This window comes from Myxococcus sp. NMCA1 (genome assembly GCF_026810205.1).
Lineage (GTDB): Bacteria > Myxococcota > Myxococcia > Myxococcales > Myxococcaceae > Myxococcus > Myxococcus xanthus_A.
Genome location: NZ_CP113950.1, coordinates 8929689 through 8954134 on the forward strand (window position 1 = coordinate 8929689; position 24446 = coordinate 8954134).

The 24446-nt window shown below is 69.8% G+C and carries 18 protein-coding genes and 1 CRISPR repeat array (1 of these 19 only partly in view); of the genes, 6 read left to right on the top strand and 12 right to left on the bottom strand.

From position 1 onward, the window contains the following. Positions 1–694: direct repeats of the CRISPR family, unit length 37 nt; it begins 4532 nt to the left of the window's first position. Positions 695–877: 183 nt separating this feature from the next. The 7 genes from cas2 to OZ403_RS37045 form a co-directional block, all read right to left on the bottom strand. Further along, on the bottom strand, positions 878–1177 hold the full coding sequence (cas2, locus tag OZ403_RS37015) for a CRISPR-associated endonuclease Cas2 (RefSeq protein WP_225888307.1): 300 nt from the start codon (positions 1175–1177) through the stop codon (positions 878–880). Then, positions 1177–2205 carry a type I-C CRISPR-associated endonuclease Cas1c gene (gene cas1c / locus OZ403_RS37020; RefSeq protein WP_140795887.1) on the bottom strand — a complete coding sequence of 343 codons (1029 nt, stop codon included), beginning with the start codon at positions 2203–2205 and terminating at the stop codon, positions 1177–1179. Before cas1c ends, cas2 begins: the two co-directional genes overlap by 1 nt. A gap of 12 nt (positions 2206–2217) precedes the next feature. Next, complete coding sequence (gene cas4 / locus OZ403_RS37025) at positions 2218–2859, bottom strand: CRISPR-associated protein Cas4 (protein WP_268782964.1); 642 nt, start codon at positions 2857–2859, stop codon at positions 2218–2220. Further along, positions 2856–3770, bottom strand: a complete 915-nt coding sequence (gene cas7c, locus OZ403_RS37030) for a type I-C CRISPR-associated protein Cas7/Csd2 (protein ID WP_268782965.1) — start codon at positions 3768–3770, stop codon at positions 2856–2858. The genes cas4 and cas7c overlap by 4 nt, the downstream gene beginning before the upstream one ends. A 38-nt stretch (positions 3771–3808) precedes the next feature. Further along, complete coding sequence (gene cas8c / locus OZ403_RS37035) at positions 3809–5557, bottom strand: type I-C CRISPR-associated protein Cas8c/Csd1 (protein ID WP_268782966.1); 1749 nt, start codon at positions 5555–5557, stop codon at positions 3809–3811. Then, positions 5554–6165, bottom strand: a complete 612-nt coding sequence (cas5c, locus tag OZ403_RS37040; protein WP_268782967.1) for a type I-C CRISPR-associated protein Cas5c — start codon at positions 6163–6165, stop codon at positions 5554–5556. The genes cas8c and cas5c overlap by 4 nt, the downstream gene beginning before the upstream one ends. 69 nt (positions 6166–6234) lie before the next feature. Continuing rightward, positions 6235–8481, bottom strand: coding sequence for a CRISPR-associated endonuclease Cas3'' (locus OZ403_RS37045; protein ID WP_268782968.1), 2247 nt, complete (start codon positions 8479–8481; stop codon positions 6235–6237). A 486-nt stretch (positions 8482–8967) separates the two neighbouring features. Here OZ403_RS37045 and OZ403_RS37050 point away from each other — a divergent pair, with 486 nt between their 5' ends. After that, positions 8968–9681 (top strand): esterase family protein, encoded by a 714-nt coding sequence (locus OZ403_RS37050; protein WP_140795893.1) that lies wholly within the window; start codon positions 8968–8970, stop codon positions 9679–9681. Between the two features lie 13 nt (positions 9682–9694). Here OZ403_RS37050 and OZ403_RS37055 read toward each other — a convergent pair whose 3' ends face one another. The 4 genes from OZ403_RS37055 to OZ403_RS37070 form a co-directional block, all read right to left on the bottom strand. Further along, positions 9695–11089 (bottom strand): MATE family efflux transporter, encoded by a 1395-nt coding sequence (locus OZ403_RS37055; protein ID WP_140795894.1) that lies wholly within the window; start codon positions 11087–11089, stop codon positions 9695–9697. A gap of 156 nt (positions 11090–11245) precedes the next feature. Then, positions 11246–13354, bottom strand: a complete 2109-nt coding sequence (locus tag OZ403_RS37060; protein ID WP_268782969.1) for a beta-propeller domain-containing protein — start codon at positions 13352–13354, stop codon at positions 11246–11248. Positions 13355–13508: 154 nt separating this feature from the next. Beyond that, complete coding sequence (locus tag OZ403_RS37065) at positions 13509–14672, bottom strand: TIGR02266 family protein (RefSeq protein ID WP_140800341.1); 1164 nt, start codon at positions 14670–14672, stop codon at positions 13509–13511. Between the two features lie 70 nt (positions 14673–14742). Next, positions 14743–16569: an Hsp70 family protein gene (locus OZ403_RS37070; protein WP_140800342.1), complete on the bottom strand. Its 1827-nt coding sequence runs from the start codon at positions 16567–16569 to the stop codon at positions 14743–14745. A gap of 191 nt (positions 16570–16760) precedes the next feature. Between OZ403_RS37070 and atpH the strand changes: the two genes are divergently transcribed. From atpH to atpA, 3 genes are all read left to right on the top strand, one after another. Further along, positions 16761–17309 carry an ATP synthase F1 subunit delta gene (atpH, locus tag OZ403_RS37075; RefSeq protein ID WP_140795898.1) on the top strand — a complete coding sequence of 183 codons (549 nt, stop codon included), beginning with the start codon at positions 16761–16763 and terminating at the stop codon, positions 17307–17309. A gap of 146 nt (positions 17310–17455) precedes the next feature. Beyond that, positions 17456–18934 carry a PAS domain-containing sensor histidine kinase gene (locus OZ403_RS37080; RefSeq protein WP_140795899.1) on the top strand — a complete coding sequence of 493 codons (1479 nt, stop codon included), beginning with the start codon at positions 17456–17458 and terminating at the stop codon, positions 18932–18934. A 250-nt stretch (positions 18935–19184) separates the two neighbouring features. Then, entirely contained in the window at positions 19185–20732 is a 1548-nt protein-coding gene (gene atpA, locus OZ403_RS37085) for a F0F1 ATP synthase subunit alpha (RefSeq protein WP_140795900.1), read from the top strand. 78 nt (positions 20733–20810) lie between these two features. Here the strand turns inward: atpA and OZ403_RS37090 are convergent, their stop codons facing one another. Next, a complete protein-coding gene (locus OZ403_RS37090; RefSeq protein ID WP_140795901.1) occupies positions 20811–21659 on the bottom strand; it encodes an HAD family hydrolase in 849 nt (282 codons plus the stop codon). Positions 21660–21868: 209 nt separating this feature from the next. On the opposite strand from OZ403_RS37090, the gene OZ403_RS37095 reads away from it, so the two are divergent. Both OZ403_RS37095 and OZ403_RS37100 read left to right on the top strand, forming a co-directional pair. Then, a complete protein-coding gene (locus tag OZ403_RS37095) occupies positions 21869–24034 on the top strand; it encodes a sensor histidine kinase (protein WP_268782970.1) in 2166 nt (721 codons plus the stop codon). Positions 24035–24077: 43 nt separating this feature from the next. Then, positions 24078–24440: a hypothetical protein gene (locus OZ403_RS37100; RefSeq protein WP_225909612.1), complete on the top strand. Its 363-nt coding sequence runs from the start codon at positions 24078–24080 to the stop codon at positions 24438–24440. Positions 24441–24446: the final 6 nt, after the last annotated feature.

Sequence of the window (24446 nt, forward strand, 5' to 3'; positions counted from 1 at the left end):
TCCGCGCTGGGCAGCTCGTGGTTTCAACCCACGCTCCCCTCGTTCACGAGGAGCGACGGCCTCTGTGGTGGCCTGCTCGGTCTTCGGGGGTTTCAACCCACGCTCCCCTCGTTCACGAGGAGCGACAATGCGTGGGCTCATGGGCCCTCCAGAAAAGAGGTTTCAACCCACGCTCCCCTCGTTCACGAGGAGCGACGCTGGCGTCGGCGTCGCGGACCAGGACGTTCCCGTTTCAACCCACGCTCCCCTCGTTCACGAGGAGCGACGAAGACATCCAGTTGGGTCACGAGGGCCATCAGGTTTCAACCCACGCTCCCCTCGTTCACGAGGAGCGACCGCGGCCGACCGCGCGGCCCTCCAGAAGCTCCTGTTTCAACCCACGCTCCCCTCGTTCACGAGGAGCGACCTCCCCACCTCTCTCGGACCATCCTGCTCCAAGGTGTTTCAACCCACGCTCCCCTCGTTCACGAGGAGCGACCACGTCTGGCCGTCCAGCTCACCAAAACCGTAGCTGTTTCAACCCACGCTCCCCTCGTTCACGAGGAGCGACGACCTGCTCTTCGCCGTCAAGGAGGACTTCTAGATGTTTCAACCCACGCTCCCCTCGTTCACGAGGAGCGACCTCACGCTCAGTTACAACGACTGGCTTGAGCTCATGTTTCAACCCACGCTCCCCTCGTTCACGAGGAGCGACTCTGCCTCTCCAACATAGCGTTCTGACTATGGAATCCGGCCGAATTTCGCGAACCGGCCCGCGCGGCCACGAAAGCGCCCCGCCGTTCCTGCCCCCCCACTCACCCAACTCGCTGATTCTATTCGGGATTTCAAAGAGCGCGAACCCTCGACGGAGCGCACACCGGGGCCGGTTCGCGGAGGCCTACAGGACCAGCGGCCCCTCGACGTCCAAGGGGGCCCTGGCGCCATGATGCTCCGTCTTTCGGGCATCGTCTTCCGACAGGAAGTAGAAGCGCAGGCTGTCGCATTCCGAATCGAATGCGCCGAGCAGGCGGGCGCGCAGGACGACCCAGTCCTTGGGCTCCAGGACACACTCGAAGACGGAGTATTGCACTCGCACGCCATGGTCTCTGCAAGCCCGCGCGATCTTGCGCAGGCGCCGAGGCCCCTGGGGGTCCGACACCCGCACGTCGTAACAAATCAACACGGTCAATCTACGCATCAGCGCATCGCGAAGGGAGGGTAGCCGTCCAGCTCCCCTCGGAGATGGCGTGCCAACAGCAGCGATTGCAGGTGAGGCGCCATGCCCCAGGTCGTCTCCTGCCCCAGGAACGCGTGCCGTACCCCCACCTGCTTCGCCTCCTGGTACGCCACGAGGAACGTCTTGCGCGCATCGTCCTTCAGCAACACAGCCCCCGCCGACTCCGTGCGGAAGTCCCCGGGCTTGAGTTGCCCCCGATTCACCAGCGAGAAGACGAGCCGGTCCACCACCGGCGCACGGAACTCCTCCATCAAATCCAGCGCCAGGGACAAGCGCCCAGGGCGGTCCTCGTGCAGGAACCCCACGGCGGGGTCGAGCCCAACACCCGCGAGCGCTCCCGCGCAGTCCTGCGCCAGCAGCGCATAGCCAAACGAGAGCATCGCGTTCAGCGGATTCCTCGGTGGCCGGCGGTTGCGACCATCGAACTCGAAGCCCTGGGCACTCTTCTTCAGCAGCGCGGGAAAGGACTCGAAGTAGTCGCGCGCCGCGATGCCTTCCAGCCCTCGCACCTGCTCCAAGTCCTCCACGCGGGTCAGCGCGCGCAGGTGCTCCGACAGCCGCCGCGCAGTCTCCGACAAGGCCTCCTGCCGCTCGGGCGCCGCGTCACGCCGCGCATGCAACACGAACTGCCGCGCGTTCCCGAGCTTCCCCACCACCAGTGCCCGGGAGATGGCCACCGAGCGAGCGATGTCATCCGCCGCCCGGTACTGCTGCCGCCGCAGCAAGACGTTGCCGCCCGGCACACCCTCCACCCTCGCCAGAAAGCGCCCCGTCATCCCGAAGAAGGAGACATGGATGCCCGCCTCCAGGCAGCTCTCCATCAACTCCGGCGTCAGCCACGCACGCGTCAGACACACCACCGAGCGCAGGTGCCGCAAGGGAACCTCCGCCTTCTTCTGGTCCTGAACCGTCACCACCACGCACTCACCTTCCTTGTTCAGGCGAGTCCCCTCGGCAGTGATGAACAGCGTGTTCAGCGCGGTCGTCATGCGTTCCTCCGTTCAGCCGTCCTCGTCCATCCACCGCGCCAGGAAGTCCTGGGCGCTCCGCTGCCCCGCCGTCACCCCAGGGAGGCACAACGGCTCCAGCGAGCACGCGTCACATCGGGGCGCGCGCACCACGACAGGGACCTCCTGCCGGCGCAGCACCTCGTGCATGCGCGCGATGGCGTCCTCGGTCCGCTGGCGCAGCTCCGCGTCGAAGCGCACCGCAGCACGCTTGTGCTCCACACCGTAGAAGAGTGCCCCTTCCGGGACGTCCACGCCGTGCATCTCCTCCAGGCACAGCGCCTGCGCGCAGAGCTGCACGCGGTCCGCCTCACCCGCCTTGCGCCGGCCGCGCTTCACCTCCACCGGATAGGGCCGCCAACCTGCCCCCTTCGCGTCCCGCTGGTACTCGACCATGTCCGCGCGCCCGGACACGCGCAGCCGCTGCGAGCCCAGCAACACGGCCCGCTCCACCCGCCGTCCCACCCGCGCGTCATGTCCCGGCAGGTCCACGCGCTCGTGCAGCAGTCTGCCGGAGGCGGTGTTGACGTCCTCGCGCCATTGCCGCTCGACGTGGATGAGCGCCGCCTGCCGCTCGCAGTACAGCAGGTGCTGGAGCGCCGACAGCGCCACCCACGTCTCGCGGTCCGCGCTCATCCCACCAGCTCCAGCACCTCGATGCCCTGGGGCAGCCCGGCCTTGTCCACACGCACCTCGTAGTCGGAGAAGCTTCGAGCTGGCTTCTCCGGCTGAGCGCGCACCGCATGGACGCGGTCGAACAGCGCGTGGGCCGGCGCGTTTCCGAGCTCCGAGCCATGCTTGAACACCACCACCTTGCGCATGGACATCAGCCCGCGCGCGGCGCTGCGGTCCAGCTCGAACATGTGCGTGAAGGACTGGAAGAGCAGCTCCAGGTCCGCCGGGCCAAACCCCGTCTGCTTCGCCAGGTGCGGCGAGACGAAGCCGTGCGCCCGATAGAGCCCGTAGGGCACGGTGTTCTTCCGGCCCATGGTGCGGTTGTCACCGCCCTGCTTTTCCGCTTCGTCCTCAGTCGCCACCGCCATGCGGGTGATGGAATGCTCTTGCGACACGATAGGGTCCACCGAGCGGGCGAAAGTGAGCTGCACCGGCCCACGCACCTGCCCCGCATTGGGCCCCGTGGACATCACCGCGCCAAATGTGCGGACATCGAAGAACGTCTTGCACATCCACGCGCGGCCCTTCTCCACCTCGGAGCCCTGGGCCTTGCCCTTGTCGTTGCGCTTCTTGCCATCCTCCGCGCGAGCGGGTTTCTCGTTCAGGTCGATGCCCAGGCTCTTGTATCCATCCGCGATGCGGTTGTTCAGGATGGCCTTCTCCTTGACGAAGATGTCCAGCCCGGGCTTTCCCTCCTGCGTGAGCAGGACGAAGTTTCGCACCTTGCGCTTGAGGCTCACGTCCGTCACCAGCCCATGGCCCGTCTCCGCATCAATGCGGGGCAGGTTGCCGGCGTCGGGATCCCCGTTGGGGTTTCCATCCAACACGTCGAAGAACAGGACGAAGTCATGGCGTTGCTTGAGGTCGGTCATGGCGCTTTCTCTGGAATGGGTTTGGAGGCGGTGAAGGCTCAGGTGGAGGACGCTGCCGAATCAGCCGGAGCCGCGGCGGCCTCGCGCTTCGTGAAGAACGCTTCGCGCTGGTGGTAGTAACCCACGGCGAAGAGGCCCTGCTGCTCGGGATGGAACACAGGCGGAAATGGGGCCTTGGAAGGCAGCAGGGCCATCACCTCCCCCTTCGTCCGCTCCAGCCACCTGCCGTTCTCCCCCGCCTTGGAGGCGTGATGAACGGAGAGCTGAATCAGCCGGGGGAAGACGGTGACGGGGTTTCGAGACGCGGCGCCGAAGTAGCGGTCGCGGATGGTGGCGTTGAGGTCCTTCAGCGCCACGCCCTGCAGCCGCTCCAGCACAGCGAAGAGGCGGCCGAGCACATAGGGCTGCGAAGGATTGTCCTTGTCCAATGACACAGTGACCTCCAGGGGAGTGGATCCACGATTTCGATCTCGCAACAGGTACGCCTTGATGAGCGCGACGCGGAGCCGGAGCTGCTCGCGCTCGACCCCGCCGTCAGCGGGCGGCAACCGCAGCCGGTCCAGCGCGGCCACCAGGAGCTGGCGCGGGAAGGGCTGACCTCGCAACGCCGCCCCCAGCATCCGTGCGGCGATGTCCGGCGTCAGGCCCCGTCCCGAGGGCGCCTCCACGGCCTTGAGCAGGCGATAGACGGGGATCGGCCCCGCTGGCGCGTCGCCAATACGCAGGTCGTCGAAATAGCGCCGGATGTTCTGCTTCACCTCGCCCACGCGAGACTCGAACCAATCACGCACCGCGACGCGGCCCGCGTTCCCCGCCAGCGTCACGGCGTAGAAGGCGCGGTCATCCAGTTCTCCTGGCTCGACGCCCTTGAGCGGAGACTCAACGAAGCGCTTGAGGTCATCCTCCGTCGGGTCCAGGAGAGACAGCAGGAAGCTCTCTTCCGAAGGAGAGGCGCGCGTCCAGAACACCATCACCGAGCCATCCGCCAACTGAATGCCTTGACGGAAACGGCGCTGCTCCGTCCTCCGAAGCATGTCGTTGAGGGCCAGCACGTAGCCCAGCGACGCCTCCTGGGAGATGGGCGCGTTCTCCCCCTGCTCCAAACCATGCGACGAAAACGCGGGCGCGTTGAAGGACACCAGCGACGCCCCGGACGGCTGGGCCTCTGGGACGTTCTTCAACTTGGGGTGCGTGACGGCCACCACGCCCTCGCGGCCCGTCACCAGACACAACACCCTCCGCCCCAGCGCTTGCTGCGCACCCGCGCGACGCTCCCAGCAGGCACGGATGGCGGGGCTCTGGTGCACGGGCGTCGTGGCCTCACCAACGACGAATGCGAGCATCTCGGAGCCCGTCCACTCCTCAGCCCCCCTGTCCGCCAGCGCCTTGCTCCGCTCGGCCTCGCTGTCCAGGAAGGCCTCCACGGCCCGGGCCTCCGCGTCCTTCGTCTCCGCGACGACCTCGCGCACCGGTTTCAAGAAGGCTTCCAACCGGGCCAGGCGCTTCTCCACGCCGCCTGCCTTCGCCTTGGGCGCGTCCTTCTCGTAGGCGAGGACGTACTTCGAGTTGTCCGCGAAGAAGCCCGCCGCGATGTTCACCGAGCGCTGCGGCAACCTGGGGATTGGCATCGCATTGCCTCTCCCGTCTTCCCTCGCCAGGGACTCCAGCTTGATGAACTTCCCCTTCGCGCTGATGCGAATGAAGAAGTCCACGGGCTTGACCTCGTACAGAGGGTCATCCGTGAGCCCTCGCTCGCGCGCGAAGTCATTCAGCGCCGTCAGCATCATGGAGCGCCTCCCCCCAGCACCTGCGCCCGAGGCGGCACACGCAGCACGCCGTCCTCCAGGAACGCCTGGAAGAACTCAGGACGCACCGGCTCTCCAGGAATGTCGAAGACGAAGTCGTAGAACATGAGGCCCAGCGGCCTCCGCCCCTGGCCTGACTCATGCGGCAACAGGACGTCCTCCGCGGGCTCGACGCGCGCCGCGAACTCACGGCATCCCAGGTAGGGCGCATGGAAGAACTGGCCTCGCTCCAGACGCCGCTCGAACATGTCCTCGAACTTGCGCACGTTGTCGTCGGGCCCCGTCTTGCCCGGCACCAGGGCGAAGGACGCGGTGATGACGTAGTCCACGTCTCGCAGCGCCACCGTGTTGCGCTGGGCCCGGTCCTCGTCCGCCGCGTAGTCGAACTTCCCCACAGTGGCCCGGCTGTTGACCTCGTTGCGACGGAAGCTGGTCCACCGCACCGGCGCGAGCACGGCGATTTCGTGGACGTGCCAACGAATGGCCGGCTTCCATAGGATGGCCTCCAGCACCCCACGTGCCGCTGAGGGCGTCATCACCTCGTAGCTGACGCGCTCGGCCTTCATCTCGGGCCGCGTGAAACAGGCCACGGGCCCCCGCGCCCTCACGCGAAAACTTCTGCCTGGCGTTGATGTCATCCACACCTCCTGAAGCGGGTCTCAAGCGGGAATGAGGAAGGACGGGTCGAAGATGCCGACGTGGTCCGGAAGCAGGCCGAAGCGCTTGTGGTACGCGGACGTGTGCTCCGGCCCCAGGTACGCCACCGTCTCGGCAGCGAGCCGCGCCAACTCGCGCGCCAGCCAGGCGTCCCGGAGCTTGCGGGGCACCGTCACCGTGAAGCGTTGCAGCGCGCGCAGCCGCTCTCGCGAAGGACCTCGCTCACGCAGCTCGTTCACCAGCGGCGCATGGCCCGCGAAGGGCACCACCACCGAAGCGCTCCAGTCGTCCTCGACGAGCTTGAACGCCTTGGACACCTCTTCGAACTGGAACTTCGCGCGCAGCGCCTGAATACCCTTCTCATCCCGGTGGCGCGTGGCGTAGAGCCTGGCGAAGTAGCGCTGGAAGCTCTCGGGCGCGAACAAGTCCAGGTCCGGTGATTGCTCCAGCAGGCCGCGTGTGACGTCCTGGGCGGCGCGAGGAACGCCCCTGGGTGGCTGCGTCTCAGGCTCATAGACGCGCAGCTCGCCCAGGCCCTCCATCAGCCCCTCCCGGTTGCACCGGCCAGCGGCCTGGGCTAGCGCGTCCAGGCCTCCCAGGCCTCGGTAGACGACGCCGAAGTCCAGGTCCACGCCCGCCTCGACGAGTTGGGTGGCCACCAACCGCACAGGCTCCCCTCTTCGCTTTCGGGCCTTGATGTCCGCGAGCACCTGGGAGCGATGCTCCGGGCACATCAACGCGGACAGGTGCAGCGTCTCTTCATGCCCCAGCCGTTCATCCACGAGTTCGCAGAGCCGCCGCGCGTCGGCCCGCAGGTGGACCACCGCGAGCACGTCCCGCTCGGCCGCCACGGCGTCGGCCAGCTCGGCATAGGGGAGCTTCCGCCCTGACGAGGGCCAGCGCACGCGCACACGGCGCAGCCGCTCGAAGGCGCGCACCGAGGCCGGGACGATTTCACGCACCTCCGGCAGCCCTTCCGGGAAGTCCGGGCGACGGCCCAGCGCCGGCTGCGTGGCGGTGCAGATGACCACGGAGCAGCCGTAGTCCCTCACCAACGCGCCCAAGCCATCCAGGATGGGCTCCAGGAGCGAGGCGGGCAGCGTCTGGGCCTCGTCAAGCACGATGACGCTCCGGGCCACCCGATGCAGCTTGCGGCACGCCGACGGGCGGTGAGCGAAGAGGCTCTCCAGGAGCTGCACCGTGGTGGTGACGATGACGGGCGCGTCCCAGTTCTCACTGGCCACGCGGTTGAGCGGCGTCTCCCGGTCCGGGTCGACAGCGGAGTGGTGCTCGATGACGGCGTGCTCCAGCCCCTGGAAGGCCTGGCGGTACGCCTCCGCGCTCTGCTCGATGATGGAGGTGTAGGGGATGGCGACGATGACGCGCTGAAGCCCCTGCGTCCGCGCATGTTCGAGCGCGAAGGCCATGGACGTCAGCGTCTTCCCTCCCCCCGTGGGTACCGTGAGGCTGAAGACACCGGGGCGCTGCACCGCGGCCTCCACGGCGGTGGTGAGCACCTCGCGGCGCACCCGGTTCACCTCCGTGTCCGGAGCCCCACGCTGCTTCTCCCGCAGGAAGCCGCGGAGACGCTCGGCGAGCTGCGACAGCGACACCGGCACCTCGCGGGCCGCGCTCCTGTTCGCATCGAAGAAGGCTTCGGTGTCCAGGAAGTCCGCGTCACAGAGGACGGAGAAGAGCATCCGCGTCCAGAGCTCCACTTGCCGTGGTTCGAGCTTGTCGAGCGCCTCCGGAGAGAAGCCCAACGGCCCGTCCAGCAAAGCGGGTGCGTCACAGCGAGCCCGCGCATCGGAGAGCAACGCCTGCTTCTCCGTGCGCCCCACGCGGTTCCGGAGGTTCGACGCGTCGGGCAAGCCTGAGTGGTGCCCGGCTATCGCGAATGCCAGCGGCATCAGACGCCGGTCCCGGCTCAGCGCCCAGAGCGCCCCGGCCGTCGAGTGGTCTCGCTCCAGCGCCCCCTCTTTCTCCAAGTGCGCCTCGAAGCCGTTCTCCTTGCGGATGCGTATCTGGAAGTCCTGTGTGTACTTGCCCAGGTCATGCCAGCGCCCGGTGGCCAGGGCCGGCGCACGCAAATCCTCTCGCGGCGCCAGCCTCGCGGCCCACTGCCCCACGGCCTCCAAGTGCTCGCGCAGCAGATGAGGCCGGCCGTCTTCTGTCACGTGAGCCAATGGCTCCGCCGTGACCACGCGTGGCACGGCGGACTGCTCCGAAAGCCCGAGTTCCTTCTTCATGGCACTCCCCCCACCGCCCACGTGTCTGGCCGCACAAGCGAGCATGTGCGTCTGCATTCTCGTTTCCGTCTGGTGAGCGGCACAAGATGACTTGTCCTACGAAAGCCCGGGACGCGCGCTACCCCTGGGGTGGTATGCCCAAGAGCGAGCAATGCGGGCAGACTTCTGGCCACACAGGCGGCAACCCATGCGTGCCAGACGGCTGAATCCGCCGCGACGTGCCAACCGATGAAGCGCTCAGCGCCGCTGCGCCATCACCTTGGCCAGGCTGCCTCTCCGCCCCTGGCAAGGCACGCGCACGAATGGCCTGGAAGCCTCGCGTTCAAAGCTCGACACCGTCAGTGGGAGCCGCAACGAACGCCCGGGCGGGTAGCCGCCGACTCGGCAAAGTCAGACATCCGCCCAGGTGTTCACTCCCGGCAGTCCGGCGGGCGGCCATTGCACTCCAGTCGCGGCCTTTGACGCATTGCGATTAAATTGCGCGCCATGAACCGCGAATATCACCGCTGGTACAGCGAGCGACTGCACCGCGACATGGAGCTGCTCATCTTCGGCCACTCGGGCGAGCCCGTGCTCCTGCTGCCGACCAGCAAGGGCCGCTTCTTCCAGGCCGAGGACTTCGGCCTCATCGGTGCCATCGCCGACCGCGTCCAGTCCGGCCGGTACATCGTGGTGTGCCCGGACTCGGTGGACGAGGAGTCCTGGTTCAACACCGCCATCCACCCGGCGGACCGCGTCCGGCGCCACCAGCAGTGGGAGGACTACCTCCTCCACGAGGTGGTGCCCCTGCTCAAAAGCCGCAGCACCGGCGGGCGCCTCACCCTGGCCGGGTGCAGCTTCGGCGGCTTCCACTCGTACAACATCGGCCTGCGGCACCCGCACGTCTTCCGGCGCCTGCTGTCCATGGGCGGCAAGTTCGAGACGGACGAGTTCCTCGACGGCCATCACGACTCGGACGTCTACTTCCATTCGTGCACGGAGTGGCTGCCAAACCTCACGGACCCCGCGCAGCTCTCCGCCCTCCAGCGCGTGGAGATGGTGCTGGCGGTGGGCGAGCACGACTTCTGCCGCCCCTCCAACGAGCACCTCTCCAACCTGCTGTGGAAGAAGGACATCGGCAACCACCTGTCCGTGTGGCAGGGCGGCACGCACGACTGGCCCGTGTGGCGGCAGATGATTCAGCAGTACCTGCCCTGGTAGCCGCCGCGCGCCGCTACGCTTCGACCGGACGCAGCGTGCCCGCGCTCATCCGGTTGAAGCGCCACACCAGAGCCACCGCGACGCTGATGAGGCCCGCGCACAGGCCCCACCAGATGCCCACCACGCCCAGGCCCAGCTTGAAGGCCAGCAGCAGCGTCACCGGCAGGCCAATGGCGTAGTGCCCCACCATGTTCGCCAGGAAGGTGAAGCGCGTGTCGCCCGCGCCGCGCAGCACGCCCGCGCCCACGCCCTGCGCCCCGTCGAACACCTGGAAGATGGCGCTCACCATCAGCAGCGGAATCAGGAGCGGCAGCACGTCCGCGGGCGCCCCCGCCAGCTTCGCCAGCGTGTGAGGGAACAGCGCGAACACCAGGCCGCTCAGCGCCATGAAGCCCGCGCCGCCCGCCAGCGCCATGAAGCCGCTGAGCCGCGCCTGCGGCGTGTTGTGCGCGCCCACCGCCCAGCCCACCCGCACGCTGCCCGCGTTGCCAATGCCCATGGCCACGGTGAAGGAGACGCTCGCGAAGGAGATGGCAATCTGGTGCGCGCCCACGCTCGCCGGCCCCAGCCCCGCCGCCAGCACGCCCGCCAGCGCGAACACGCCGACCTCCGCGCAGATGTGCAGACCAATGGGGAGGCCCAGCCGGATGGCTCGCGAGAGGTCCGCCCACACCGGCAGGCGCCGCGCGGGCGCCCCTTCCACCTTGCGGCTGCGAATGAACAGCACCGCGATGAGCAGCTCGATGCCAATGCTCGCCGACGTCGCCATCGCGGAGCCCGCCACGCCCAGGGCTGGCACCTCCCGCAGCGGGCCGAACCAGGCCGGCAGATTGGCGCCACCGAAGACGAGCAGCAGGTTGCCCAGCAGGTTGAAGATGTTGGCCACCACCGTCGCGATCACCAGCGGCCGCGTGAAGGCGGTGGCCTGGAGATAGGAGCGCATGGTGAGGAACATCAGCATCATCGGCATGCCGGGTGCGCGCCACGCCAGGTACTGGCTGGCGCCCGCGGCCTCCGTCTCACTGATGCCCGCCAGCGGCAGCAGCCGCGGCGCCAGCGTCATCAGCGTGGCCAGCATCGCCCCCACGCAGAACGCCATCCACGCGCCCTGCCACAACAGCGCCCGCGCCCGGGTGAACTGCCGTGCGCCAATGGCCTGGGAAATCATGGGGTCGAACCCCATCATCAAGCCTATGCCGAAGGAGCTGACCGCGAAGTAGAGGCCGTTGCCCAGGCCCACCGCCGCCAGCGCGGACGTCCCCGCGCGGCCCACCACCAGCGTATCCACCAACCCCATGAGCGCCTGCCCGCCCTGGGCGATGGCGATGGGAACCGCCAGCCGGGCCAGCTCCCGGAGCTCGGTGCGGGGAGAATTCACGGAGGACATTGGCAACACGGCGGTGGACATGGGGAGTGCGCCTATAGCGCCTTCCGGCAGGGAATGCGCTGCCCACGTCCGACGCGCCACGCCCCCTCGCCTGACGAGGAGGCCCGGCCACACACCTGTGATACGTCCCCCTGGGACACCCGGCGTCCCAGGGGGCAAGCCCGCGTCAGCCCCGCGTCACGGCAGCATGGGCGGATGGAAGGGCGCGGTGACCAGCGGCGTCTGGAGGCTGTCCACGTGGGACACGCGCAGCCCCGCGTCGGAGATGGTGTAGACGTAGTCGTCCGCCATGATGCTGCGGCGAACCGTGGGCTGCCAGTACCAGCTCCAGTTCCGGAAGTTGAACGACTGATACATGTCCCGCATGGAGACGGTGCCCACCGGCGAGAAGCCCGTGGCCGTGTCCACGCGGAAGACGCGCAGCTCGCTGCGGAAGCCGGACCAGTAGTCGTAGGCGTTGTAGTCCCAGTCCGTGAAGGGCAGGGCCAGCAATCCCTTGGCGGGGAAGTAGGTGAAGGCCTTGTGCTCGTAGAGCGCCTCGCTGTGGCTGCCCATCGAGCCCAACTGGTGCGTGAAGGTCTCCTTGGGCTGCGCCAGGTCACTCACGTCGAAGAGCGACAGCTTGAGGGCGCGGTCCTGCCAGGTGCCGTCCTCGTTGCGGTGCTCGCCGAAGGTGAGCAGGTGCGTGTCACCCAGCGGGTGGATGTACGTGGAGAAGCCCGGAATCTTCAGCTCGCCCACCTTGCGCGGGTTCGCCGGGTCGCTCAGGTCGAAGGTGAAGAGCGGGTCCACCTGCCGGAAGGTGACGACGTAGCCGCGCGTGCCCATGAAGCGCGCGCTGAAGATGCGCTCACCCCGGGCCAGGTCCTCGCTGCGGCCCAGCTCCTTCAGGCGCCCGTCCTGCTCACGCAGCGTCACCACGCGGTTGACCGTCTCCGGAGGCGTCCACGCGGTGTCCCCGCCGTTCCCGGTCCCCGGGTTCTCCGGTGGGAGCTCCACGGTGCTGGCCACGCGCAGCACGCCCTCGCGCTCGTCCATGGCGAACTGGTTGACGATGTATCCATCCACCGTGCCGCTGCCCACGTAGGTGGCCTGGTCCGGGTCGCGGATGTCGAACTTGTGGAGGTACGTGTGCGTCGTCTGGCCGGGCTCCGGCCACCACCACCAGTGGCGAGACGCCACGTAGAGCGCCTCATGGGACGCATACACCTCGCCAGGCAGTCCCACCACGCTGGTCCGGCTGGGCGACGACGCCTCCGCGTCCAGGTTCAGCGACAGCACCGACACCAGGCCCAGCCCGGTGGGCCCGTTGGCGCGGTAGAACGACGTGCAGTCATACGCGAGCGGCTTCACCTCGCCGTCCGCCGTCACGCGCCGGCCCTTCGGCAGCCAGTGCTCCAGCGACTGCGCGCGGATGCGCTGCTCGTTCTGCTTGATGAGCGCGTCGATGGACGCGACCAGTCGGCCCCGGTCATCGAAGAGCCCCGGCGAGTACTCGGGATAGAGGCGCACGTCCGCCGGCCAGCGGAACCCGTCCGAGAACACCAGGCGCACCGCGCTGTCCACGCGCCGGGCGTTGATGTAGCTCCCGGGCAGGTAGATTTGCTCCAGCACCCGAGGCGCCTCCAGGTCCGCCACGTCCACCACCGTCACCTTCACGGTGTTGCTGTACGCATAGCCGCAACCGAAGCCGGCGCAGTCGATGACCGGCATGTCGTCCGTGCCGCGCCCCCCCGTCACCGTCCCGGGCCGGTCCTCGGCCACCCCCGAGGTGATGACCAGCCGGTTGCGCTCGGAGTCGAGCAGCATCTCGAGCGGCCAGCCCTCCACCTCCAGCGCGGCCGTCCGCGTGAGCTGCTCCGCGGGCCACGAACGGTGGATGTAGAGCCGAGGGCCCGACAGCACGAAGATGCGCGTGCCATCGTTCTGCACGAAGTCGGCCTCGTGCACGCCGACCACCTGGTTGTTCGTGCCCGTGTAGTCGTTGGGCCTGCCGCCGCCTCCGGAGGAGTCCTCCTGCGGCGCGCCCGTCATGGGCGGCGCCTCGCCCCCACGGCCGCCTCCGTAGGCGTACTGCTTGTAGCTCTCCAGCGCCGCGCGCATCTGCTTCGTCGCGGTGTCCTCGATGTGCTGCTCCAGGGCCTCACAGCCAGGGAAGCTCTCCAGCCGGGCCTCCTGCTGCACGGGCTCGTTGTCGACCGGGGACAACGGCTTGTTGCCCTCGTCACACCCCGCCGCGACGACAGCCACCACTCCGGCCCAGCTCCAGCGTTTCCACTGCCGCATTCGACCCTCCCTTTGCACTTCGGCCCCACTGACAGCCCCCGGACCTCCCCGGTGCCACGCCAGCGGCGGCCGGGCTCTGATGCCACCGGCGTGCCAAGGCTTCGTCCACCCGGGACCCCTGGCTTCGGCGAGCCGTTGCGGGCGCCCGTGCCTCTCAGAAACCTGAGGCGCGCGGCGAACCTGGAGCCGGAAAACCGAGACCCCGGGGCACGAAGCGGACGAACTGCTGGGTGAGCACCGGGTCCATCTGCTCCAGCCGCAGCCCCATGCCCACCGCGGACCGGAAGACGCCCTGCGGCAGGGGCGGGTTGGACCACGCCACCGTCGCCTCGGCGGTGCAGGGCGCGCGCTGGCCCGCGAGCAACACCTTCAGCGTCAGCCGGGTGCCCTCGCGCGCCGGCGTCAGGGTGCGCACGAAGAGCGCGCCCGGCCCCGCATCATGGCTGAAGCCCGACAGCGTCGTCCCGTTGGGCGTGGTGAACTCCACCACCGTGAAGAAGGGCACGCGCTCCGCGGCGCGCAGCGGGGTGTGGCCCGGAACCAGCCGCCCCAGCACGCGGCCGAGCAGCTCGTCCGCGCCCATGTGACGCTTCTCCAGGAGCGGCGCGCCACCCAGCGCCTGCGCCCGGGTGAGCACTTCCTGCGACTCCTCCGCGCGCGACAGCAGCACCAGCGGCTTGCGCGGATGCGCGTCATGGAGCTTCGTGGCCAGGGCCAGCGCCTCGCGCGGCGTGCGCGACACGTCCACCACGAAGCCATCCAGCTGCGCGCCGTGCTCCGCCGCCAGGTTCGCCGCGTCCCCCATGTCCCGCGCGTAGAGGACGTGGAGGCCCTCCTGCTCCAGCGAGCCTCCCAGGAAGGTGTGCAGGAAGCGCCCGCCCTCCACCAGCAGCACCCGGCGCCCACGCGGCAGTCCCTCACGGACACGCTCCCGGGCCTGGCGCACCGCGGCCAGCTTCGCCTCCAGGGCGCCCAGCGCCACCGGCTTGGGCAGGAAGTCGTCGGCGCCCGCGCGCCAGCAGTGCATCACCTCGTGGGGCTCGCCGCCGGAGGTGAACATGATGACGGGCACGTTGCGCCCCGCGGGGTGTGCCTTCACCAGCCGGCACACCTCGTCACCCTGCATGCGCTCCATGCGCAGGTCCAACAGGATGAGCGCCGGCGTGCGCCGGGCCAGCTCGGCCATGCACGCCTCGCCGCCCTCCAGCGCCACCGCCTCGCAGCCCAAACGTATCAGGTGCAGGCGCACCACCTCCCGGGCGGTACGGGAGTCATCCACCACGAACACGGTGTCACGCGCGTTGGGAGGAGGGCTCATACGTTCACGGATAGGTGGAAAGGGGTGCCAAGGCCACGGGCGCCCGGGGCCACCGTTCGGGGATGGACGCTCAGGCGCGAGGCTCCTGGCGACCGGACAACAACCGCGTGAGCTGCTTGGCAATGGTGGCGCACTGCGCCGCGTTGCCGCTGTCCAGGGCAGAGCGGCCGCCATCCAACAGGCGCTGCACCGTGCCCAGGGTGGCCTGCGCCTCCGGGCTGGGGTTCTCCTGCGCGCTGCGCTGGAGCAGCCGCGCCAGCTTCTCCCCGCGCTCCAGCAGCTTGCGGAACAGCTCCTCCGCGCGCTTCGCGTCCACCACGCCCTGCGAGCGCGCGTAGTGGGCCTGCTCGGCGCCCAGCTTCTCCGCCTCGCCCTGCGGCAGCCCCGCACGGGCCTCCAGCCGCACGGCCTCCATGTTGCCGGTGGTCAGGTCCGTGGCCTTGACGGACAGGATGGCCTCGCTGGACAGCTCGAAGACGACCTCCAGCGGCACGTCTCCGCGCGCGGCGACGTGGAGGCGCTTCAGCACCACCTCGCCCAGCTTGTAGTTCTCGTCCTGGAACTCGCTCTCGCCCTGGTACACGGGGATGCGCGCTTCCTGCTGGCCGGAGCTGCCCGGATAGAAGATGTCCCGCGCCACCACCGGCACGCCCGTGTTCTTCGGGATGAGCCGCTTCACGCGCCCGCCCATGACGCCCACGCCCAGGCTCTGGGTGGCGACGTCCAGCAGCAACGCCTGACCGGACTGGCGGATGAGCTCGTCGGCCTGCACCGCGGCGCCCAGCGCGACGGCCTCCTCCGGGTGCACGTCCGTGGAGGGCGCGCGGCCGAAGAAGTCCGCCACCAGCCGCCGCATCAGCGGCACGCGCGTCATGCCGCCCACCAGCAGCACCACGTCCACCGCGTGGGGGTCCATCTTCGCCTCGCGCATCACCGACTCGCAGACATCGAGGCAGCGGCGCGACAGCGGCTCGGACAGCGTTTCGAAGAAGGAGCGCGTCAGCACCGTCTCCAGCTCCGCCATCCGCCTGCCGGGCGCCAAGTGGTCGCCCAGTCCGGCGACGTAGATGGACGCCTCTTCCTTCTCGGTGAGCTCGCGCTTGGCCTGCTCCGCGGCCACCTTCAGCCGGCGCAGGCTCTGCGCGTCCTGCGACACGACATGGCGCAGCTCATCGTCCACCTGCGCCAACAGCCATTGGACGATGCGCTGGTCGAAGTCCTCGCCGCCCAGCTTCGGGTCACCGCCCGTGGCGCGCACCTCGAAGACGCCGGCCTTCACCTCGAGGATGGACACATCGAAGGTGCCACCGCCCAGGTCGAACACCAGCGCGTTGCCCTCGAAGCCGCGTGACAGGCCATATGCCAGCGCCGCGGCGGTGGGCTCGTTCACCAGCCGCACCACGTCCAGCCCGGCGATGTTGGCCGCCTCGCGCGTGGCCTGCCGCTGGTTGTCGTCGAAGTTGGCCGGAACGGTGATGACACACTTGGTGACGGGGCGGCCGAAGTGCGCCTGCGCGTCCAGGGCCAGCTCGCCCAGAATCATCGCGGACACCTGCGTGACGGGCATCACCCGCCCGGCGAGCCGCACGCGCACGTCGCCAGAGGGCCCGGCCACCAGCGGATACGGCACCAGCGCCTTGGCTTCCTGGACCAGCTCTGGCGTGTAGCGGCGCCCCAGGAAACGCTTGGTGGCCCACACCACGGAGTCCGGATGCTCCTCGGCCAGGGATTGTGCCGCGACGCCCACCACGCGCTCGCCAGCTTTGTTCACGCCCAGCGTGGACGGCGTCAACCGGCCACCCGCGCGCGCGGGAATCATGCGCGGGCGTCCGTCTTCAACGGTCGCCACGGCGCTGTTGGTAGTACCCAGGTCGATGCCGATGACGAGGTCATGCATGGGGGGCCGAGAGGACACCACCCTACGGGTGTTCGCGCCAGCTCGCCAAGCCCCCTTCCCTCGCCTGCCCGTCGATAAGCGCCGCTTTCCCACGCCACGGCCCGGGCCAGCAAGCGTGCCCCCGGCGACAGGGCTTCACGATGCCAGGGACGTTGCCCGGGAGAAATCCCCGTGCTAAGGGCGCGACCGCCATGGTGAACGTGTCGATCGCCCGCCGCTACGCCCGCGCCCTCCTCGATGTCGCTTCGGAGGCGGGCCGCACTGACGCCGTCGCCGAGCAGCTCACCGCCTTCGCCGACGTCATCGCGAAGAACGCCGAGCTGACGGATGTGCTCGTCAACCCCGCCTACACCCGCGAGCAGCGCCTGCGGGTGGTGGAGTCGGTGATGAAGGCCATCCCCGGCGGCGTGGAGCCCACGCTGGCCAATACCCTCCGCCTGCTGGTGGACCGCAACCGCCTGGGCTACCTGGCGGACATCGCCCGCCTCTTCCGCGACATGGCGGACGCCCGTGCCGGCCGCGTCCGGGGCCACGTCACCAGCGCCGCGCCGCTTCCGGCCGACGCCCTTGCCCAGCTCCAGCAGACCCTGCAGCAGCTGACCCAGCGCAACGTCCTTCTGGAGACGCGCGTGGACCCCAGCCTGTTGGGTGGTGTCGCCGCCCAGGTGGGCAGCATCCTCTACGACGGCAGCATCCGGACCCAGCTCGAAGAGATGCGCCGCGAACTGAAGCAGCGCTGAAGCCCGCCCGCTCGCCGGGCAACCAACGTTCCAGGTCGTCTTTATCACCCCGCAGTCCAGGGCTAACCGGTATTCCCAGCGGACCCTGACAGCGGTATACTCCCAGGTGGTGCGGGACAGCCCCGCGCCGCCTGGACGACCTGACCATGCCGCAGTCCCTACTCCACCGGTATTCCGAAGGTCCGTCCACGTTGGCGGCGCCGGAGGAGGCTCGGCCCTTTCTGGGGGCCCTCCTGAGCGCGGCGGGTTGTGGGGTGGCCCTGCTGGACCGGGACCTGCGTCCGGTGTGGGTGAACGCCACGCTGGCGGCGCTGTCTGGCCTGGAGCCGCGCGCGCACGTGGGCCGTCCTCTGACGGAGCTGTGGCCGCAGGTGGCGCAGGCACTGTCACCGCTGCTGGCCCGGGCACTCTCCGGAGAGGACGTCACGGATGCCCCTGTGCGGGGCGTGCTGGCCCCCGCCGCGGGTGAGCGGCACCTGCGGGTGGGCCTGTCCCCGGCGCTGCAGGGCGGCGCGCTGGCGGGGGTGGCGTTGTGGGTGCGCGACGAGACGGAGCGCTTCCTGGAGGAGCAGCGGCTGCGCGCGCGGGAGTCCCACATGCGCAGCCTGGCGGACGTGGCCTGTGACGGGCACTTCCTGCATGACAACGGCATCGTGATGGACGCCAACCGCGCGATGTCGCAGCTGCTGGGCTACGCGTCACCCTCAGAGATGATCGGCCGGCACCTGGCGGACTACGTCGCCCCGGAGTTCCGCTCGCAGGTGGGGCTGGTGCTCAGCCGCGGGCTGGAGACCCCCTATGAGGTGGTCGTCCTCCGCCGGGATGGCCAGCGGCTGCCCCTGGAGGTGCTGGGGCGCTACGTGACGTGGGAAGGCCGGCAGGTGCGGTTGGCCGCCGTCTGGGACATCAGCAGCCGCAAGGCCGCGGAGGAGCTCTCCGCGAACACCGAGCAGTTCAGACACCAGATGCTGGGCGCGGTGGACGCGGAGCTGCGAGCGCCCCTGCAATCGCTGCAGGAAGGCACGCGCTCCCTGCAGCGGCTGGACGGGCTGGAGGAACCGCAGCGCACCCTGGTGAGCCAGGTGGCCCGGTCCGCCCGGCGCATGGAGCGGATGCTCCAGGAGTTGATGGACTTCACCCGCACGCGGCTGGCGGGCGGACTGGCGCTGCGGCCAGAGCCCGCGGTGCTGGACGCAGTGGCGGCGCGCGTCGTGGAGGAGCGCCGCCGTGAGCATCCCCGGCGAACCCTCCACCTGGAGACGGAAGGCGACCTGCGCGGCCACTGGGACACCCACCGGCTGGCGCAGCTGGCCGACAACCTGCTGGGCAGCGTGCTCCATCAAGGGGGCGAGGATTCGCCGGTCACCTTGCGCGTGGTGGGCGCCGTGGGCGGCGTCACGCTGTGTGTGAAGAGCCCTGGACTCACGGTGGCGGCGGAGGAGCACTCCTCCCTCTTCGAGCCCTTCCGCAAGGAGCGCGGCGCCACGCCAGAGGGCCTGGGCCTGGGGCTCTATCTCGCGCGGCAGATCGCCGTGGCCCACGGCGGGAAGCTGGCGGTGGAGTCCTGCTCCGGGGGCGGCGTGAGCTTCACCGCCTGGCTGCCCCGCGAGGGGCCGGGGCACTGAAGGACTCCGCGACTGGCGCCACCTCAACGGCGGCTGATGCACCAGAGTAGCCGGGCGCGATTTTGACCCACTTCTGGAGCGCCTTCGCGCGGCCGCCTGTCCCACTCCTGAACGGGCGTCCTCTGCCACCCCGTGGCGGGTGGCGCGGACCGCATTGCAGCGGGTGGGTGTGCGTGGTAAGGGGCCCCGACTTCAAGGTTTCGGCGGCCTGCTCCACGTCGGCCGCCCCTGCGCAAGGACGCATACGCTCATGGAAATCCGCGCCGACGAGATCAGCAGAATCATCCGGGAGCAGATCAAGGACTACGGGAAGAAGGTCACCGTCGCGGAGACGGGTACCGTGCTGTCCGTCGGTGACGGTATCGCGCGCATCTACGGCCTCGAGGGCGCGCTCGCCGGTGAGCTCGTGGAGTTCGCCAACGGCGTGCAGGGCCTCGTCCTCAACCTGGAAGAAGACAACGTCGGCGTCGCCATCATGGGTGACTTCCAGGCCATCCGTGAGGGTGACACGGTCAAGCGCACCCAGCAGATCGCCTCCGTTCCGGTGGGCAAGGAGCTGCTCGGCCGCGTGGTGGACCCGCTCGGCAAGCCGCTGGACGGCAAGGGCCCCATCGCCGCCACGGAGACGCGCCGCCTGGAAGTGAAGGCGCCCGGCATCGTGTCCCGCAAGAGCGTGCACGAGCCCCTGCAGACGGGCATCAAGGCGCTGGACGCGCTGGTGCCGGTGGGTCGTGGTCAGCGCGAGCTCATCATCGGTGACCGCCAGACGGGCAAGACGGCCGTCGCCATCGACACCATCATCAACCAGAAGGGCCTGAACGTTTACTGCATCTACGTGGCCATCGGCCAGAAGCAGTCGACGGTGGCGCAGGTGGTGGAGAAGCTGACCCGCTTCGGCGCCATGGAGTACACCACGGTGGTGGCGTCCAACGCCTCCGACCCGGCTCCCATGCAGTTCTTCGCGCCGTACGCCGGCGTGGCCATGGGCGAGTACTTCCGCGACAACAAGATGCACGCGCTCATCGTGTACGACGACCTGTCCAAGCAGGCCGTGGCGTACCGCCAGCTGTCGCTGCTGCTCCGCCGTCCGCCGGGACGCGAGGCCTACCCCGGCGACGTGTTCTACGTGCACAGCCGCCTGCTGGAGCGCGCCGCCAAGCTGTCCGACGAGGAGGGCGCCGGTTCGCTCACCGCGCTCCCCATCATCGAGACGCAGGCCGGTGACGTGTCGGCGTACATCCCGACGAACGTCATCTCCATCACCGACGGGCAGATCTTCCTCGAGACGGACCTCTTCTTCGCCGGCGTCCGCCCGGCCATCAACGTGGGCCTCTCCGTGTCCCGCGTCGGTTCGGCCGCGCAGATCAAGGCCATGAAGCAGGTCGCCGGCACCATGAAGCTGGAGCTCGCGCAGTACCGCGAGCTGGCCGCCTTCGCCCAGTTCGGCTCCGACCTGGACAAGGCCACCCAGGAGACGCTGGCGCGCGGCGCCCGCATGGTGGAGCTGCTCAAGCAGGGCCAGTACGAGCCCATGCCCGTCGAGAAGCAGGTCATGCAGATCTACGCCGCCACCAACCGCGACGACCCCAAGAAGCGCGGCTGGATTCGCGACATCCCGGTGGCCGACGTGGTGCGCTGGATGAGTGAGTTCCTGGAGTTCGCCGACGGCAAGCACCCGAACGTCGCCAAGGACCTGGCGTCGAAGCGCGAGCTGACCGCCGACATCAAGACGGCGCTGAGCAAGGCCATCACCGAGTTCAACGAGGTCTTCCAGCCGACGCCGGGCGCCAAGGTCTAACGCCCTCGCCGGTTGTGACCCACGAGCCCCGCGCTCCCTTCACCGGGAGGCGGGGCTTCGTGCTTGCGGGCCCGGCCTTCAGCGAAGGCGGGGCAGCACGCCGTGCAGGCTGCGGTCCACGCCGCCGCGCGCGCCCAGCAGCTCCATGGCCTTCAGCTCGTAGGGCAGCACGTTGTCGCGGGCCACCAACTGCACGTGCGCGCCCAGCGCGGCGGGCAGCGCCAGGTCCAGCTCGTAGATGTCACCAGCCACCAGCGTCTCTTCCGGCGTGGTGCCCGTGGTCTCCCAGACGCGCTTGAGGGCCTCGAAGTACCGGCCCCGGCGCAGGTAGACGGGGCGGCGCAGCACGCCGTCCAGCGTCTGCGTCTCCGGCACCGCGGCGAAGCGGGCGTCCGTCGCGTCCGGCGGGTCCAGGAGGAACTTGCGCGCGTCCCCGGACACCGTCAGCTTCTCGCGCCCCTTGGGCGCCAGCTGGTCCAGCTTCTTCTCCACCAGGTCGGTGTGCGCGTTGGTCACCACCGTCACCGGCAGGCCCGTGGCCACCAGCGCCTCCAGCACCTCCTTCGCCTCCGGCTTGAAGGCGGTGGCCGAGTGCGCGTAGGCCTCGCGGTAGAGCTTCTGCACCACGTCGGAGCGGCGGGCCTCGTCCTGGCCCTGCCCGAAGCGCTGCATGAGGCGGTGGGCCGCGCAGGTGGCCGTCAGGTACGGATCCGCCGTGGCGGGCGCCACCACCCGGCCGCCCAAATCCCACCCCAGCGCGTCCGCGCCCGCGCGCAACGCGGCGACCTCCTCCTCCCACGCGGCCTCCAAATCCTCGCCCAGCGCCGCCGCCAATCCCTGCCGGAAATGCCGGAGGAAGGGCGCGCTCTCCGCCGCCACGTCCGTGAAGGTTCCGTCGAAGTCCAGCACCACGCACGCAATCGCCATCAGACCACCGGCTCCCGAAGTTGAAGAAAGGGGCCGGATGACGCCTCACCCACGGGCCTCGAATCAAGCCCGCCCGCATCAACATGCGGCCGGGCGGCCACCGCCCCCCGGAGCATCACCCCGCGGACGTTCCCCCTACACCCCGGGTTGTCATCCGGCCCCGGAACGGCCCAACGTACAGCCCAGGCCACACCCGTGGCCTGTCGCCCATGTCCGAGCCCCTTTTGCCCTGTCCCCGTGAGACCGCCGCGGCCTCGGCGCGGGCGCGGGAATTCCTCTCCGAGGCCAGCCGCCTTCTCGCGGAATCCCTGGACTGGGAGCGCACCCTCACGTCGGTCGTCCAGCTCGCCGTGCGCGAGTGGGCGGACGTGGCCCTGCTGGACGTGCTGGCCGCCGACGGCGGCATGCTCCCTGGCGCGCACGCCGCCCGGGAGCCGTCATGGCAGCAGCGGCTGGAGCAGGAACGGCCCTGTCCACCGGCCTGGGATTCGCGAACGGACGGCGGCTCACTGCGCGTGGCCGGCCCGGCGCCGGAATGGCTCGCGGCGTATGCGGGCCTGCTGGACGCGGGAGCATCGCCAGGTCTCGCGTCCCGTTCCCTGCTGGTGCTGCCGCTGAGGAAGGAGGCGCGGCCGCTTGGCCTGCTCACCCTCGCCTTCACGGGCGACACGGTGCCGGCCGTGGAGGTGGCGGAGGACTTCGCCCACCGCGCGGCGCTCGCGCTGGCGAACGCGCTTCAGTACCAGGAGGCGCAGGCGCGGCTCGCGGACCTCCAGGCCTTCATGAATGCCTCGCCCGTGGGCATGTCCCTCTTCGATGGGGATTTGCGCTGCCTGCGCACCAACCCCGCGCAGGCCGCCTTCAACCGCCTGCCGCAGGCCGCACACGTGGGCCGCACTCCGTCGGAGCTGATGGGACCCCGCGCCGCACCGGTGGAGGCGGTGATGCGGGAGGTGATGCACACCGGCGCGCCCGTGGTGGACCAGTTGCTGACGGACGTACACGCCGGGGAGCGGCGCCACTTCCGCATCACCTACTTCCCAGTGTGTGACGGGGAGGCGCCGGTGGGTGTGGGCACCACGGTGTCGGAGGTGACGGCGCAGAAGGTGGAGGAGGAGCGGCTGCGTTTCCTCGCCGAGGCCACCTCGCGGCTGTCCCACTCCCTGGACTGGCGCACCACGCTGCGCACCGCGGCGCAGCTGCTCGTGGGCGGGAAGCTGGCGGACTACTGCACCGTGGACGTGCTCGCCGATGACGGCCAGGGCCTGGAGCGCGTGGAGGCCCTGGCGAGTGACGCGGCCACCCAGCGACTCATGAAGGAGGCGCTGCGCTACCCACCGCCGCCCGGCTCGCGCTCGCCCATCCGCCGCGTGCTGGAGACGGGCCGCCCGGTGCTCGCCGCGCAGGTGGACCCGGCCTGGCTGGACGCCCTCGCCCTGTCGCCCGAGCACCGGCGGCTGATGGAGGCGCTGGGCGGCCAGTCGGTGATGTTCGTCCCGCTGGTGGCGCGCGGCCGTACGCTGGGGGTGCTCAGCGTCGTCTCGCAGGACCCGCACCGGCGCTACCAGGACCGGGACCTGGACTTCCTGGAGGACCTGGCGTCCCGCACGGCGCTCGCGGTGGACAATGCCTGGCTGTACCGCGAGGCCTCGCGGGCGGTGGCCGCGCGCGACGAATTCGTCGCCATTGCCACCCACGAGCTGCGCACGCCGCTGTCCGCGCTCCAGCTCCAGCTCGCCTCGCTGTGGCGTGCGCTGGACAAGGACGTACCGGGCCCTCCGGAGCGGCAGAAGCTGGGTCTGGCCAGCGCGCAGCGGCAAGCGGAGCGGCTGTCCCTCCTGGTGACGCACCTGTTCGAGGTGGCGCGCATCAGCACCGGCCGCCTGACGCTGGAGCGCGAGGACGTGGACCTGTCCGCGCTGGTGCACCGGTTGGTGACGCGCATGGAGGACGCGCTGGTGGCGGCCGGCTGCGCGCCGGTGCTGCACGCCAGCGCGCCCGTGTTCGCCCATGTGGACCGCCTCCGGTTGGAGCAGGTGCTGATGAACCTGCTGTCCAACGCGATGAAGTACGCCCCGGGCCAGCCGGTGGAGCTGTCCGTGGACGTGGACGGCGCCGCCGCCGTCATCGCCGTGCGCGACTGGGGGCCGGGCATCCCCACAGGCGCGGACGCCCGCATCTTCGAGCGCTTCGAGCGCGCCACCGGCGAGCATGCCCGCGCCAGCCTGGGCCTGGGCCTCTACATCTCCCGCCAGATTGCCCGCGCCCACGGCGGCGAGCTGACGGTGGAAGCGCCTCCCCTGGGCCCCGGCGCGCGCTTCGTGTTGCGCCTGCCCATGGCCCAGGTGCCGCGGGCTCCCACGTCCTCCCCTTGAAGCCTACCCCGCCCAAGCCGCTAACCTCGCGGGCATGGAAGCGATGCAGCGAAACGAGTCGGCGCCCCCGCGCCGGGCGTGGCTGCCCTGGGGCCTGCTGGTGAGCGCGGTGCTGCTCGCCACGACAGGGGCCTGGGCGGGTTCGCGCTCCATCTCCGCCCTGGTGGAACGCAACGACGCGCTGACACGCGAGGCGGCCGAGTCCGAGGCCCGCGTGGCCGAGCTCCAGGCCCTGCGCGAGGCCATGTCGCGCCGGCTGCGCACGCTGGAGCAGCAGCACCACGCCGCCTATGCCGCCGCGGTGACGGCCACCGCCGCGTGCACCACGGCGCTCCAGCCGCCGCCCGCGCCGGGAAAGCCCGAACCCCGGCGCCTGGCCAAGGCCAAGAAGCAGGGCCGGCGCTGACGGCGC